The sequence below is a fragment of the Microbacterium helvum genome (genome assembly GCF_014779795.1).
Classification (GTDB): Bacteria; Actinomycetota; Actinomycetes; order Actinomycetales; family Microbacteriaceae; genus Microbacterium; species Microbacterium helvum.
The window spans coordinates 260,856-274,492 of the sequence record NZ_JACXZS010000003.1 but is presented as its reverse complement, the minus strand read 5'-3'; the positions used below and the strand labels follow the sequence as shown (position 1 = coordinate 274,492).

Here is a 13,637-nt window from a genome sequence, read left to right as displayed (position 1 = left end):
CTACTCCGCACGTCCGACACGACGACACCCCTTGCGAAGGAGATGGATGCCGGCGCTATTGTTTCTCGATAGGTACATGCCGTTTATCGATAGGTTGAACACATGCAACGTCCGACGATCCTCGCCCTCAAGGTCCTGATCGCAGCCCTGCTGGCGCTGCTGCTGTTCTGCCAGATCTTCGTCGTTCCCGCCGTCGCCGCGCAGTCGGCGGTGCGCTACTCCGAGATCGCGTACTTCCAGATCCCGGGCACGATCGTCGGCATCCTGTTCCTGGTGTGCGTGCAGGTCGTCCTCGTGTGCGTGTGGCGGCTGCTGTCGCTCGTGCGGGAGGACAGCATCTTCAGCGACAGCGCGTTCCCCGACGTCGACATCAGTCTCGCGGCCGTCGCGTTCGCCACCTTTCTCGTGCTCGTCGCGTTGATCGCACTCAGCTTCACGGGCTTCATGACGCCCTCGATCACGCTCCTGCTGCTGCTCGGCGTCGTCGTGGGCGCCGGCCTCTCGCTGCTGATCGTCGTGCTGCGCGGGCTGCTGCGAAAGGCTTCGCAGCTCGAAGCCGACCTGTCGGAGGTGGTGTGATGCCGATCATCATCAACCTCGACGTCCAGCTGGCGAAGAAGAAGATGTCGGTCACCGACTTCGCCGCCGCGATCGACATCACGCCGGCCAACGTGTCGGTGCTCAAGAACGGCCGCGCGAAGGCGGTGCGCTTCACCACGCTCGACGCGATCTGCCGCGTGCTGGAGTGCCAGCCCGGCGACATCCTCGAATGGGTGCCCGACGACCATCCGGCGGCCGTCGGCGACGAGGCCGGGGCGGAGCAATGACCTCCGTCGTCCGCGAGCGGCGCTCCCCCGCATGGAACGACAAGGCGATCGCCGAGCTGCTCGATGTGGTGCGCTGCCCGGTGTGCGCGGCGGGCATCGTGTCGGAGCGGCGCTGCCCGACCTGCGGCGCCGACTTCGCCGGCGCCGTCGGCCGCGACCTCTGGCTCGCCTCGCAGCGCGCGGTCGACGCGCTGCGCGCGCGGCAGGCTGTGCTCGACCGTGTGCCCGCGGTGGCGCTGCCGAGCCCGGCGCCGGGTCCCGCGACAGCGGGCGCCGGGACACCGGGGGCGGCGGCATCCACTTCTCCCCTTCCAGACGGACGCGTGCCGAGCGGGCCGGTGCCGCCTGTGGCGGTGCGGGATGCCGTCGCCGCATCGCCGTCCGGATCGTCGGCGTCGGTGCAGTCCGTGCTCGCGGTGGCGGGCGCGGGACTCGTCGCGATCGCCGCGCTGGTGTTCACCTTCTTCAACCCGGATCTCGACGATCCGGCTGCGCGCACGGCGATCATGGGGGTCATCGCGGCGGCGTTCCTCGGTGGCGCAGCGTTCCTGGCACGGCGCCGGCTGCGGTTCTCGGCCGAGGCGGTCGGCGCGCTCGGTGTGGTGTTCCTCGCGCTCACGGTGACGGCGGCGCTGCCGTTCGCGGCCGACGCGTGGGTCTCGAGCGGTCTCGCCGCCCTGGTCGCCGGAGGTGCGCTGGCGCTGCTGGGCCCGCGGGCGGGGATCCGGTCGTGGACGTGGTGCGGCCTGCTCGTGCTGTCGGCCGTACCGCTGCTGCTGTCGGCGGGCGCGGCATCGATGCTCGCCCTGACGGCGGGCCTGCTCGCCTCCGCGGCGGCGGCGAGCGCGCTGATCGCCCGGGCCGCGCGACAGGGCGACCGCACCGCGGAGTGCGTCGCGCTCACCGTCGCGCAGCTGTCGTTCGTGGCGGCCGCGGTCGCGGCGATCCCGGGCGCCGTCGGCGAGACGGCGCTGTCGCCGGTGTGGGTCACGAGCGGCACGCTGCTCGCGATCGCCGCCGTCTCGGTGACGGCGACCTACCGGCCGACCCGCGAGCTGTGGAGCGGCCTCGCCGGCGCGGCGGTGGTCGGCGCCGTGACCGCGCTGTCGCTCGGCACGCTCTCGATCGGGACGGTCGGGGTGTGGATCGCCCTCTTCCCGACGGCCGCGGGGGCCGGGCTCGTGGTGCTGGGCGCGCTCACGCCGCTGCAGCGCCTGGCGTCGCGCGGCGCACTGTTCGTCGGCGCGCTGTTCGTGGTCGCCCTGGTCGCCGCGGCGCCGACGCTCATGGCGCTGCTGACGCTCACCGCCGGACTGTCACGACCCGGCGAGTCCCTCACCGTCCTGCCGACCGCGAGTGCGTGGGGGCTGCCGGCCGGACTCGCGGCGCTGGCGCTCACGCTGGCGGCGTTCGCCGCCCTCACCCGGACCGACGAGAGCGCGCGCGGCGCGGCGGATCCGCAGCCTCTCAGCACCCGCTGGCTGGGCGCGGCCGGCGCCTGGTATGCGGTGCTGGCGTTCCTCACCGTGCTGACGCTTCCCGGCCTCGACCTGCGGCTGCGGATCGCTCTCGCGCTGGGCGCGGCGATCACCGCGAGCGCGGTCGCCGCGACGGCGGCGCACGGAGCCCAGCCGGCGGTGCGTCTGCCGCTCGTGGTCGGGGCGCACGCCGCCGTCGTGGGCGCGGTGCTGCTGTCGTGGGCGGACGACGATCTCACCGCGTGGGCGGGCGCAGCCGTGGTCGCGAGCGTCGGCGTGCTGGCACTGACCGTGCCGCGCACCGTCCGCTTCGTGCATGTCGGGCTCGGCTTCGCCTACGCGCTCGTGGTGCTGGCGACCGCACTCGCCAGGGCGGGTCTCGACCCGATCGTGGTGGTGTGCCTCACGACGTGCGCCGCCGGAGCAGTGGCGATCGCGGTGACGTTCGCGCGACGCGTGCCGCGGCGCGAGTGGTACGCGGTGCTCACCGTGACGACGGTGCCGTTCGCGATCGGAGTGCTGCAGGCGCTGTTCGAGCGCAGTGGCTGGACGGCGCTGTCGACCGCCGTCATCTTCGGTCTCGCGCTCACGCTGGTGATCACGACGCGTCCCGGCCTCGGGATCGTGGTGCGAACGCTCGCTGCCGCGACACTGGTGCCCGCGATCGCGGTGGTCGCGGTATGCCTGGGCGCGCAGCTGCTGCCGATGAGCGGGTCCCCTGTCGTGCTGCCGGTGATCGCCGCGATCGTCGCGGGCGTCCTCGCCGCGAGCGATGTGATCGGTGCGGCACTCGCGATCCGGGTGGCGAATGCGTCCGCCCGCGCCGCGCGGATCGCGATCGAGGCGTCCGCGCTGCTCACCGGCGCGATCGCCGTCGGGCTCGCGCTCATCCGCACCGCGGCCGGGCTTCCCACGACGCTGCTGGTGCTCGCGATCCTCGGCGTCGGCTTCTCGGCGATGGCGATCGTCTCACCGCGTCGCTACGCGTGGCCGCTCTCCGGCGCCGCCTTCACGGGTGCCCTGTGGAGCGCGTGGGGCCTCGCCGGCGTGAGCGGGCTGGAGCCGTACCTGCTGCCGCCTGCGCTCGGCGCGGCCGCGATCGCCGTCGTGCTGACCGCGCGCGGCCGGCGGGCGTCCGGCCTGTACGCCGCGGGGCTGGCCGCCGCGGTGATCCCGGTGCTGATCGCCTCGGCCGCGGGACGGGTGGATGCTGCCGGCTCGTCGCTCGCGACGGTCGGGGCGCTGCCGACCCGGACCCTCGCGCTGGTGGCGTCCGCATGGCTTCTGGTGGCGGCATCCCTCATCGTCTCGCGGGCGGACGCGCCCCGCATGCGCCGACTGCGGGCACTGCGGACGCCGACCCTGGCCGTCGCGATCGTCGCCGCGTGCGCGGCCGCCGTGCAGGGCGTGCGGTGGGGCATGGGCGTCGACACGGCGCCGACCGATCCGGCGCTCCTCGGGGCGCTCGCGTTCGGGATCGTCGGCGCCGGCGCGGCGGCGATGGCGGCAGCGGCGCTGCGGACGCAGGCAGTTCCCGCGTCCGTGCTCGCGCGCACCCGCTGGCTGGGCGCTCCGGCAGTGCTCATCGTCGCGGTGGCGGCATGGCCGGGGATCGAGCGCGACTGGGTCGCGATCTGGACCATGTGGGGACTCTCGCTCGCCTTCCTCGCGCTCATGGTCCTCGCCGCGGCCCGCGGCCTGCGCGGAACGACCGGGCTGCCGCCGGTGTGGTTCGTGTTCGCCGTGGCGTTCGTGACGGCCGTCGTGGCCTGGAGCCCGCGCGACCTGCGCGTGGAATGGTTCTCGCTGCCGCTCGGCCTGTTCCTGCTCGCCGCCGGTGCGCTCGCGATGCGCGGCTCGGCGGCCTCGCCGATGGCGGAGCCCCATCGCTCGCTCATGGCGTGGCCGACCGGGTGGACCGGATCGTGGGCACTCCTCGGCCCCGGGCTCATCGTGACGCTCAGCGCGTCGGTGGCCGCGACCTACACCGACCCGCGGACGTGGCGCGCGATCCTCGTCATGGTGATCGCGCTGGTGGCGATCCTCGTCGGCGCGACGCTGCGGCTGGCAGCGCCGTTCCTGATCGGGATCGTCGTCCTGCCCGTCGAGAACGTGCTGGCGTTCGTCGTGCAGATCGGGCGGGGCATCGAGGCGATGCCGTGGTGGATCACGCTCTCGGTGGTCGGGGCGGTGCTGCTCATCATCGCCGTCGCGTACGAGCGGCGCGCCGACGGCGGGAGCGGCCTGACGGCGCGGCTGCGCGATCTCGCGTGAGGAGGCTCAGCCGCCGAGGGTGACGTCGACCTGGATCTCGGTCGCGAGACGCTCGAGCTCCGCGGTGAGAGCGTCGAGATCGACGGATGCCGGAACCCGGGCGGTCACCGTCGCCTCGAACAGCCGCCCGCCGTACATCGCGGCATCCGTGGTGCGGGTGGTCATGCGGTCGATCGTCACGCCCTGGTGCCCGAGCACCGAGGTGATGTCGCGCACGATGCCGGAGCGGTCGTTGCCGACGACCTCGAGCGTGAGCGGACGGGTGGCGGCGGCATCCACCGTCTCTTCCGAACCCGCATGCACCGTGACCTTCAGCAGGCCCTCGAGCGTCGACAGCGCGGCGCGCAGATCGTCGGCGTGCTCACGGTCGACCGACACCTCGATGATGCCGGCGAACGCGCCGGCGAGCTCGGCGAGCTGGCTGTTCTCCCAGTTGCCGCCGTGCGCCCCGACGACGTCGGCGACCGCCGCGACGAGTCCGGACCGGTCGTCGCCGACCACGGTGAGCACGAGCGTCGTCATGCGCTCACTGTACCGACGCGGTCAGCGCGGGGCGAGTGCGTCGCCGACGGGGAACGGCAGCGCGAACCGCTCGGGATTCGCGCCCACCGCCGAGGCCGCGCCGTACTCGTCGGCCACCACGACGACACCGCGCGGGCTCGCCTCCCCGATGCGCACGGGGCGCTCGGCGCCGTCGGGCAGCCGCAGCGTCCAGCGGTCGGCGAGGTACCCGATGCCGAGCTCGTCGAGCAGCTCTTCGGCGTCGAGCCACTCCAGCGGCGCGCCGTCGGGCCCGCCGGGCGTGCGCTCGCGCCCGAGCAGGTCGAACACCCGGAAGCCCTCCCCATCGGGGCGCATCCAGCCGAGCAGCTCACCGTCAGGGCGCCGGTGTGCGATCCAGTCCGCGGGCAGCATCCGCCCACCGTACCCGCATCCCACCCGACTTCCGCAGTCACCTCTTGCCCCCGGCACCCGATTGAGCCGCAGGAGCTGACTGCGGAGCGGGGTCGCGGTGCTGCACCCCACCGACTTCCGCAGTCACCTCTTGCCCCCGGCACCCGATTGAGCCGCAGGAGCTGACTGCGGAGCGGAAGTCACGGAGGGCCGCGAGCGGAGCGGGTGCGGGGCCGCGAGCGGGTATTCTGCAGGGGGACAGCCGCGTGGGGAATCGCGGCCCGGATCTGGGGATAAGCATGGCCACGTTCGGCACGCCCGCGCCTCGGCGCAGACGGGCGCGCCTGTTCACCGGGCTCGCGATCGGCATCGTGCTGCTCGCCACGGTCGTCGGCACGGTCACGGCCATCGGCATGGCACGGGCAGGAGCGGAGGCCGCACCCACGGCCGCCGCCACTCCCACGGCCTCGCCTTCACCGACGCCGACCCCCACGCCCCTCACGCCGGAGGAGCAGCTGCTCGCCGCCACCGCCGACCCCGCGGCGTGCGCGGTGAGCTTCGCGGGCGACGGCATCGCCGACGACCCGATGCTGCAGACGCAGGGCCTGCTGTACACCGGGCTGCCGATCCCGTCGCGCGAGGGGCTCGTGTTCGGCGGGTGGTACGCCACACCGGCGGATGCCGCCGCGCTCGCCATCCCCGGACGGATCAACGGCTCCGAGCCCGTCGTGTGCACGGACCGGCGCGTGACCCTGCACGCCGCGTGGGTCAGCCCTGAGCAGAACGCGGCCGAGGCCGCCCGCATCCCGATCCTGATGTACCACCAGTTCACCGCGAAGCCCGAGGGCGAGTCCGGCTGGCTGCGCGGCAACTACGCCTACATCGGCGACTTCGACGCGCACATGAGCCACATCGCGGCGGGCGGCTTCTACCTGCCGACGTGGGATGAGCTGTCGGCGTTCATCGACGGGCGGCTGTTCCTGCCGAACCATTCGGTGATCGTCACCGACGACGACGCCGACCAGACATGGTTCGATCTCGCGGCGCCCGTCGTCGACAAGTACAAGGTGCTCACGACGTCGTTCATGATCACGGCCTATCGACAGGACCCGGCGCCGAGCCCCTACGTGCTGCGCCGCTCGCACACGCACGACATGCACCAGGCCGGTGACAACGGCAAAGGACGCATGGTCAACTGGACCGCGGATCAGATCGCGGCCGACCTGGAGACCTCGGCAGGGGTGCTCGGCGTGAAAGAGGTCGTGGCCTACCCCTATGGGCATTACAACGACACCGCCGAGCAGGGCGTCGCGCAGGCCGGCTTCGAGATGGCCCGCACGATCGAACCGGGCTACGTCACGATCGGCGCAGACAAGCTCGCGCTGCCGGTGCAGCGGGTCAACTACGGCATGGGGCTCGACGCCCTGATCGGGATGATCGACTGACGAGGCGCGTGCCGGGGCTCGCCCCTCACAGCTCGCCGGGCGCGGTCGCCTGTGCGTCGAGCTCGTCGACGAGCACGCGGGCAGGGGATGCCGCGACCCCGGCCTTGCGCGGCGCGTAGACGACCAGCGAGTGGAACACGAACCGCACGAAGAACGCGATGACGAGGGTGATGGCCGTCGCGACGACCGCCGAGATGTGGCCGCTCGACACCATGAGCGCGACGATCGGGATGCGGATGACCGCCTCGGCGTTGTTGAACGCGAACGACTTGGCGAACCGCTGCCACACACCCGAGGCGTTCTCACGCATGTCCTGGAAGACGAAGCGCTCCTGCAGCAGGAAGTTGCCGATGATCGTCACCTCGGCGGCGATGACGGCCGCCACGATGTAGTCCACGTCGAGATGGGTCAGCGCCCACACGATCGCGATGTTGACGATCGCGCCGAGGCCGCCGATGATCGCGAACAGCGACATCTTGCCGAACCGCAGCGCGGTCAGCTGGGTGAGGAAGTGCACGCCCTGCCGCACCGACGCCTTCGACTCCCCGGCGTGGCGGTCGGCGAAGTCGAACGGCACCTCGGCGACCCGCATCGGACGCCGCGCCAGGATCTCGAGCAGGATCTTGAACCCGCGCGGCTTCAGCTGCGCGCCGTCGACGGTGCGCCGATCGACGAGGAAGAACCCGGTCATCGGGTCGGACACGTCCTTGAGGCGGATGGGAAACATCGCCCGGGTCAGCGCGGTGGCGCCCTTCGACACCATCACGCGCGTGCGATCGGCGAGTCCCCCGGCCGTGCCACCGCCCGCGTACCGGGACGCGATCACGACGTCGACGTCGCCGCGCGCGAAGCGACGCCACAGCGTGGGGATCTCTTCGGGCGGGTGCTGCAGGTCGCCGTCCATCACGAGGCACGCGTCGGACGCGGCCGCCTCGAACCCGGCCATGACCGCCCCGCCCAGGCCGCCGCTCGGGTGGTCGCGGTGGATCAGCCGCACGGGAAGAGACGTGGATGCCGCATCCCGATCCCGCTCGGCGGTCACGCGATCGGCGACCTCGCGGATGACGTCCGCGGTGGTGTCGGTCGAGTCGTCGACGAACACGATCTCGGCCTCGATCCCCGCGCCGTCGACAGTGGACGCGATACGCCGCACGAGCTCCTCGATGTTGGGAGCTTCGTTGAACGTCGGAACCACGATCGACAGGAGCATCGCCGCACATCTTTCCACGCGCACCTGAACGGGAAGCGGGGCGTTCAGCCAACCCTGGGGATACGCGCGGCCCGCACCTGGTTTCGGCCGGCCCGGGGAGGAAGCGGCGTCCGGCGCCCGTCCAGGCGCCGCGGGAGAGAATGGAGGCATGACCTCCCCCTCGGACTCCACCATCACCATGTTCGGCGCCGACTGGTGCCGTGACTGCATCCGCACGAAGAAGCAGCTCGACGAGCTCGGCATCTCGTACACCTACGTCGACCTCGTCGCCGACCCCGCCGCCGCGGACGTCGCGCGCGACATCTCGGGCCGCACCAACATCCCCGTCGTCGTGTACCCCGACGCCTCGCACCACGTCGAGCCGTCGAACGCCGACGTCGAGACGAAGCTGCGCGAGCTCTCCCTCATCTGACACCGGTCGCGCGAGAGTTCTCGCGTGGCCGGGTCCGACGGGCGGCTCGCGACGTTTCGTCTCGCTGGCGCTCGCTCAACGAGCGGTGCTGTCGCCCCGCGGAGCGACGAAGGAGCGAAGACGAAACGCCTCGGCCATCGCGCAGCCCTGACGTGACGGCATCCACTCTCATTAGGCTGAGGCCGTGAGCGTCGAACGCAACACCCGCCCCATCGAGGGAACGGTCGTCACCGACTTCCAGGACCGGATGAGCTACGGCGGGTACCTCGATCTCGAGACGCTGCTGTCGGCCCAGCGGCCGCTCAGCGACCCCGAGCACCACGACGAGCTGCTGTTCATCGTGCAGCATCAGACCACGGAGCTGTGGCTGAAGCTGGTCCTGCACGAGCTCGCAGCCGCGTCCCGGCTGCTGCGTGAGGACCAGCTCGCGCCCGCGCTCAAGTGCATCGCACGCGTCAAGCACATCCAGAAGACGCTGACCGAGCAGTGGTCGGTGCTGGCGACGCTGACCCCCGCCGAGTACGCGCAGTTCCGCGGCGTGCTCGGCAACGCGAGCGGATTCCAGTCCGCCCAGTACCGGGCGGTCGAGTTCCGGCTCGGCAACAAGAACGCCGCGATGCTGCGCGTGTTCGCGGCCGATCCGACGGCGCATGCGCTCGTGCAAGAGGCGCTCGACGCACCCAGTCTGTACGACGAGTTCCTGCGACTGCTGGCGCGGACCGGGTACCCGATTCCGGCGTCGGTGCTCGAGCGCGACGTGACGGCCGCGTGGATCTACACGCCCGAGCTCGTGCCGGTATTCACCGAGGTGTACCGCGACCCGCAGACCCACTGGGCCGCGTACGAGACGTGCGAAGAGCTCGTCGATCTGGAGGACAACTTCCAGCTGTGGAGGTTCCGCCACCTCAAGACCGTCGAGCGCATCATCGGACTCAAGGTCGGCACCGGCGGCTCCAGCGGGGTGCCGTTCCTGCGCCGCGCACTCGATCTCACCTTCTTCCCCGAGCTGTACGCCGTGCGGACGGAGCTGTGATGACCCGGGATCCCTTCGCGCTGCGCGACCTGCTCGGGCCCGACGCCGCATTCTGCCGACGCGCCATCACCGGCGAGCACGGGGTGTCGCTGCCCCCGTTCACCGACCACCACGTGCACCTGCACCTCATCGACGAGACGTCGCTCGCGGCCGGCGGCATCGCCGCCGTGCTCGATCTCGGCGGCGACCCGCTCGCGCTCGCGCAGCGCGACCCGCACGGCATCCCGCGAGTGGCATATGCCGGCGCCTTCCTCACCGCACCGGGCGGCTACCCGTCGGAGCGTTCATGGGCACCGCCCGCGGTGGTGCGCGAGATCACCGACCCGTCTGCCCATCCGGGTGTCGCCGGGGGTGCTGCGACCGCGGTGGACGAACAGGCATCGTTCGGCGCGTCCGTCATCAAGGTCGCGCTCAACAGCACGACGGGCCCGGTACCCGACGCCGCCACCCTCGCCGCCGTCATCGCCACGGCGCACGAGCGCGGACTGCCGGTGGTCGCCCACGCCGAAGGCGAAGGAATGCCGCGGCTCGCGGCCGACGCGGGCGTCGACGCCTTCGCGCACACGCCGTTCAGCGGCATCGTCGATCGCGCAGTCATCGTGCGGGCCGTCGCCACCGGACAGGTGTGGATCTCGACGCTCGCCATCCACGACGACCCTGCGGCCGCCGACGCGGCGCGCGCCAACCTGGCGGCTTTCGCGGCCGCGGGCGGGCGCGTGCTGTACGGCACCGACCTCGGCAACGGGCAACGCCCGGTCGGCGTCGTGCCCGAAGAGATCGCCGAGCTCGACAGTGCGGGAGTGCGCGGCGTCGCACTGATCACCGCCATGGCGGACCCATGGCCGGCCGCCGCACCGCCGAGCGGGGTGTCCACCTTCATCGCGGGCGACCCGCCCACCGACCTCGACGATGTCGCCGAGTGGCTGCGCGGCGCGACCGTCGTCCCCACCGAGGAGCTCATCCATGACGAGCGCTGACGCCGCAGCCGTCGAGACCCTCGCGGACGAGGCATCCACTCTCGATCAGGCCGACCCGCTGCGGACATACCGCGACAGGTTCGTCGGCGCCGACACGTCGCTCGTGTACTTCGACGGCAATTCGCTCGGCCGGCCGCTGCGCGCGTCGGTCGACCGCCTGCAGCGGTTCGCGCGCGACGAATGGGGCGGACGCCTCATCCGCGGCTGGGACGAGTCGTGGATGCAGCTGCCGTTCGACATCGGCGACGCCCTCGGCCGCACCGCCCTCGGCGCGGCAGCCGGGCAGACCGTGATCGGCGACTCCACCACGGTGCTGCTGTACAAGCTGGTGCGCGCGGCGTTCGACTCGGCGCACGCCGCCGACCCGGCACGCGTCGAGATCGTGGTGGACCGCGACAACTTCCCGACGGACCGCTATCTCGTGGAGGGCATCGCCGCCGAACGTGGTGGGCGCGTGCGGTGGGTGGTCCCCACGCCCACTCCACACGCCGCTGACGCGTCGCGCGGAGCCCCGGGGCGCGTGGGCCCAGTCTCGCTCGACCGGGGGGTCGATGCCGAGAGCCTGCGCGCCGCCGTCGGCCCGTCGACCGCGGTCGTGTTGCTGTCGCACGTCGCGTACCGCTCCGGGTATCTCGCGGATGCCGCCGCCCTGACGCGCATCGCGCACGAGGCCGGCGCGGTCATCGTGTGGGACCTCTGCCACTCCGCCGGCTCCGTGCCGGTGCAGGCCGACGCATGGGACTTCGACCTCGCGGTCGGATGCACCTACAAGTACCTCAACGGAGGTCCGGGGTCGCCGGCGTTCGCGTACGTCGCAGCACGTCTGCAGGACCGCCTCGCCCAGCCCATCCAGGGCTGGATGGGTGCGGCCGATGTGTTCGCGATGGGCCCGGCGTACGAGCCGGCGGCGGGGATGCGGCGGTTCCTCTCGGGCACGCCGCCCGTCGTCGGGATGCTGGCGATGCAGGACACTCTGGAGCTGCTCGACGAGGTCGGCATCGAGGCCGTGCGCGAGAAGTCCGTGGCGCTGACGTCGTTCGCCGTGCGGGTGGCCGATGCGCTGCTCGCCCCGCACGGCGTCGCCGTCGCGTCACCGCGCGATGCCGCCGAGCGCGGCGGGCATGTGACGCTGTCGCACCCCGCGATGCGTGCGGTCACGGCGCGGCTGTGGGCGCAGGACGTCATCCCCGACTACCGCGATCCCGGCGGACTGCGCATCGGGCTGTCGCCGCTGTCGACCTCGTTCGCCGAGACCCTCGAGGGGCTGCGCGCGGTCGAGGCCGCGGTGCGCGCGGAGGGCTGAGTCCCGCCGGCGCGAGCGTGGCTGGGTCCGATGGGCGGCGTGCGGCGTTTCGACTCGCTGGCGCTCGCTCAACGAGCGGATGGTGGGGTCGCCGGTCGTTGAGCGGAGCGAGGAACGAGCGCAGACGAAACGTGGTGAGACGCTCTCGAGAAGCCCGTGCGTCGCCCGCGAGACGAAGCGCGTGCGCGAGCAGCGTCCGCGGCCACCTACACTGGCGCGATGGGCAATGAGGCTCCCGCGGCGCCCGAGGCCGCGGCATCCATTTCTTCCCGCCTCGGCGCGGGCACGATCGCGCGCTACGCGACCGGGTCGCTCGGCACGGGCGGCTTCGCCACGCTGCCGGGCCTGGTGCTGACCTACTACCTCACCGACTCGCTCGGAGTGGCGGCGCTCGCGGCCGGCGCCGTCATCACGATCGCCAAGGTGTGGGACGTCGTCATCGACCCGGTGATCGGCGCTCTCACCGACCGCGATCTCGCCCGCCACGCCAGCCGGCGCCGTCTCATGCTCATCGGCGCCTGCGCCCTGCCGCTGCTGTTCGCGCTGACGTTCGCCGTCCCGCCTGCGCTCGGACCGGTCGCGGCGGGCATCTGGGTGCTGCTGGCCTTCACGCTCACGGCGACCGCGTTCAGCCTGTTCCAGGTGCCGTACATCGCGCTCCCGGCCGAGCTCACGCCGCGCTACGACGAACGCACGCGGCTGCTCACGTGGCGCGTGGTCGTGCTGACGCTCGCGATCCTGCTGTTCGGCGCGGGCGGACCCGCGCTGCGCCGCGTCTCAGACGATCCGGTCGTCGGGTACCTCGTGATGGGCGTCGTGTGCGGCATCGTCATCGGGCTCGGGATGCTGGTCGCCACGACCGTCGCCCGACGCAGCGTCTCGGCACCGGCGGGCCCTGCCCCTGTCGCCGGGAACCCCGGGATCCGCGAGCACTATGCCGCCGGCATCCGGGCCCTGCGCCGCAGCCGGCCGTTCCGGCTGCTGCTGGGCACGTTCGTGCTGCAGGCGCTCGCGACCGGGCTCATGCTCGCCGGAGCCCAGTATGTCGCGACCTGGGTGCTGCACTCGGAGGCCGCGGTCGAGCTGCTGTTCGTCGCGCTCATCGCGCCGGCGCTGCTGGCCGCACCTGGGTGGGGCGTCGCCGCCCGCCGCATCGGCAAGGAGCGCACCTTCGCGATCGCGAGCGTCGTGTTCGGGGTCGCGGCGCTGTCGATCCTCGGCGTGCTGTGGGTGCCGGGCGACTGGATCTACGTGCCCGTCGGCCTCGCGGGCATCGCCTACGCCGGCATGCAGTCGCTGCCGATGGCGATGCTCCCCGACGTGATCTCTCACGACGAGCGCAGCAACGGGGCCGGCCAGGCGGGATCGTTCAGCGGCGTGTGGACCGCCGGCGAGACGGTCGGCTTCGCGCTCGGCGCGACGACGCTGTCGCTGATCCTGGCGATGACGGGGTACGTCTCGCGTGCGGCGGGTCAGGTCGTCGAACAGCCGGATGCCGCCGTCACAGGCATCGTCGTCAGCTTCAGCCTCGTACCCGCAGCCCTGATCGCGCTGAGCCTCGTGACGCTCGCGCGGTATCCGCTGCGTCGCGCCGACATCGACCCGGCCTGACCGGCCGGGTGGCGGCATCCGCCCTCCAACGCTGCTCCGCAGTCGGCTTCTGCGCGGCGCGGGTCGGACGCGCACCGAAAGTGACTGCGGAACAGAACGCCTCTCTGCTCCGCAGTCACGAGTCGCGGGTCGCGGGGCGGAAGAGGACCGAAAGTGACCGCGGAACAGCGTGG

The 13,637-nt window shown here is 72.3% G+C and carries 12 protein-coding genes; 9 read left to right on the top strand and 3 right to left on the bottom strand.

Annotated features, from left to right (window positions below; all coding sequences use genetic code 11):
* Positions 1 to 102 precede the first annotated feature (102 nt).
* The 3 genes from IF188_RS06515 to IF188_RS06505 are packed head-to-tail and all read left to right on the top strand — an operon-like array spanning position 103 to position 4,579.
* On the top strand, positions 103 to 579 hold the full coding sequence (locus tag IF188_RS06515; RefSeq protein WP_191170974.1) for a DUF2975 domain-containing protein: 477 nt from the start codon (positions 103 to 105) through the stop codon (positions 577 to 579).
* The gene (locus IF188_RS06510; protein ID WP_191170973.1) at positions 579 to 827 is read left to right on the top strand and encodes a helix-turn-helix domain-containing protein; all 249 of its coding nucleotides are present in this window, start codon (positions 579 to 581) and stop codon (positions 825 to 827) included. Before IF188_RS06515 ends, IF188_RS06510 begins: the two co-directional genes overlap by 1 nt.
* Complete coding sequence (locus IF188_RS06505) at positions 824 to 4,579, top strand: SCO7613 C-terminal domain-containing membrane protein (protein ID WP_191170972.1); 3,756 nt, start codon at positions 824 to 826, stop codon at positions 4,577 to 4,579. The genes IF188_RS06510 and IF188_RS06505 overlap by 4 nt, the downstream gene beginning before the upstream one ends.
* A gap of 6 nt (positions 4,580 to 4,585) precedes the next feature.
* Here IF188_RS06505 and IF188_RS06500 read toward each other — a convergent pair whose 3' ends face one another.
* Both IF188_RS06500 and IF188_RS06495 read right to left on the bottom strand, forming a co-directional pair.
* Complete coding sequence (locus tag IF188_RS06500; protein ID WP_191170971.1) at positions 4,586 to 5,101, bottom strand: glycine cleavage system protein R; 516 nt, start codon at positions 5,099 to 5,101, stop codon at positions 4,586 to 4,588.
* Between the two features lie 21 nt (positions 5,102 to 5,122).
* Positions 5,123 to 5,494: a hypothetical protein gene (locus IF188_RS06495; protein WP_191170970.1), complete on the bottom strand. Its 372-nt coding sequence runs from the start codon at positions 5,492 to 5,494 to the stop codon at positions 5,123 to 5,125.
* 278 nt (positions 5,495 to 5,772) lie between these two features.
* Between IF188_RS06495 and IF188_RS06490 the strand changes: the two genes are divergently transcribed.
* Positions 5,773 to 6,918 (top strand): polysaccharide deacetylase family protein, encoded by a 1,146-nt coding sequence (locus IF188_RS06490; protein WP_191170969.1) that lies wholly within the window; start codon positions 5,773 to 5,775, stop codon positions 6,916 to 6,918.
* A gap of 25 nt (positions 6,919 to 6,943) precedes the next feature.
* Here IF188_RS06490 and IF188_RS06485 read toward each other — a convergent pair whose 3' ends face one another.
* Entirely contained in the window at positions 6,944 to 8,128 is a 1,185-nt protein-coding gene (locus IF188_RS06485; RefSeq protein WP_191170968.1) for a glycosyltransferase, read from the bottom strand.
* A gap of 148 nt (positions 8,129 to 8,276) precedes the next feature.
* Between IF188_RS06485 and IF188_RS06480 the strand changes: the two genes are divergently transcribed.
* The 5 genes from IF188_RS06480 (at position 8,277) to IF188_RS06460 (ending at position 13,464) form a co-directional block, all read left to right on the top strand.
* A complete protein-coding gene (locus IF188_RS06480) occupies positions 8,277 to 8,540 on the top strand; it encodes a glutaredoxin domain-containing protein (protein WP_191170967.1) in 264 nt (87 codons plus the stop codon).
* A gap of 184 nt (positions 8,541 to 8,724) precedes the next feature.
* Positions 8,725 to 9,573, top strand: a complete 849-nt coding sequence (gene kynA, locus IF188_RS06475; RefSeq protein ID WP_191170966.1) for a tryptophan 2,3-dioxygenase — start codon at positions 8,725 to 8,727, stop codon at positions 9,571 to 9,573.
* A complete protein-coding gene (locus IF188_RS06470; RefSeq protein ID WP_191170965.1) occupies positions 9,573 to 10,550 on the top strand; it encodes an amidohydrolase family protein in 978 nt (325 codons plus the stop codon). Before kynA ends, IF188_RS06470 begins: the two co-directional genes overlap by 1 nt.
* Positions 10,537 to 11,853, top strand: a complete 1,317-nt coding sequence (locus IF188_RS06465; protein ID WP_191170964.1) for a kynureninase — start codon at positions 10,537 to 10,539, stop codon at positions 11,851 to 11,853. Before IF188_RS06470 ends, IF188_RS06465 begins: the two co-directional genes overlap by 14 nt.
* 219 nt (positions 11,854 to 12,072) lie before the next feature.
* Positions 12,073 to 13,464 (top strand): MFS transporter, encoded by a 1,392-nt coding sequence (locus tag IF188_RS06460; RefSeq protein WP_224751529.1) that lies wholly within the window; start codon positions 12,073 to 12,075, stop codon positions 13,462 to 13,464.
* Positions 13,465 to 13,637: the final 173 nt, after the last annotated feature.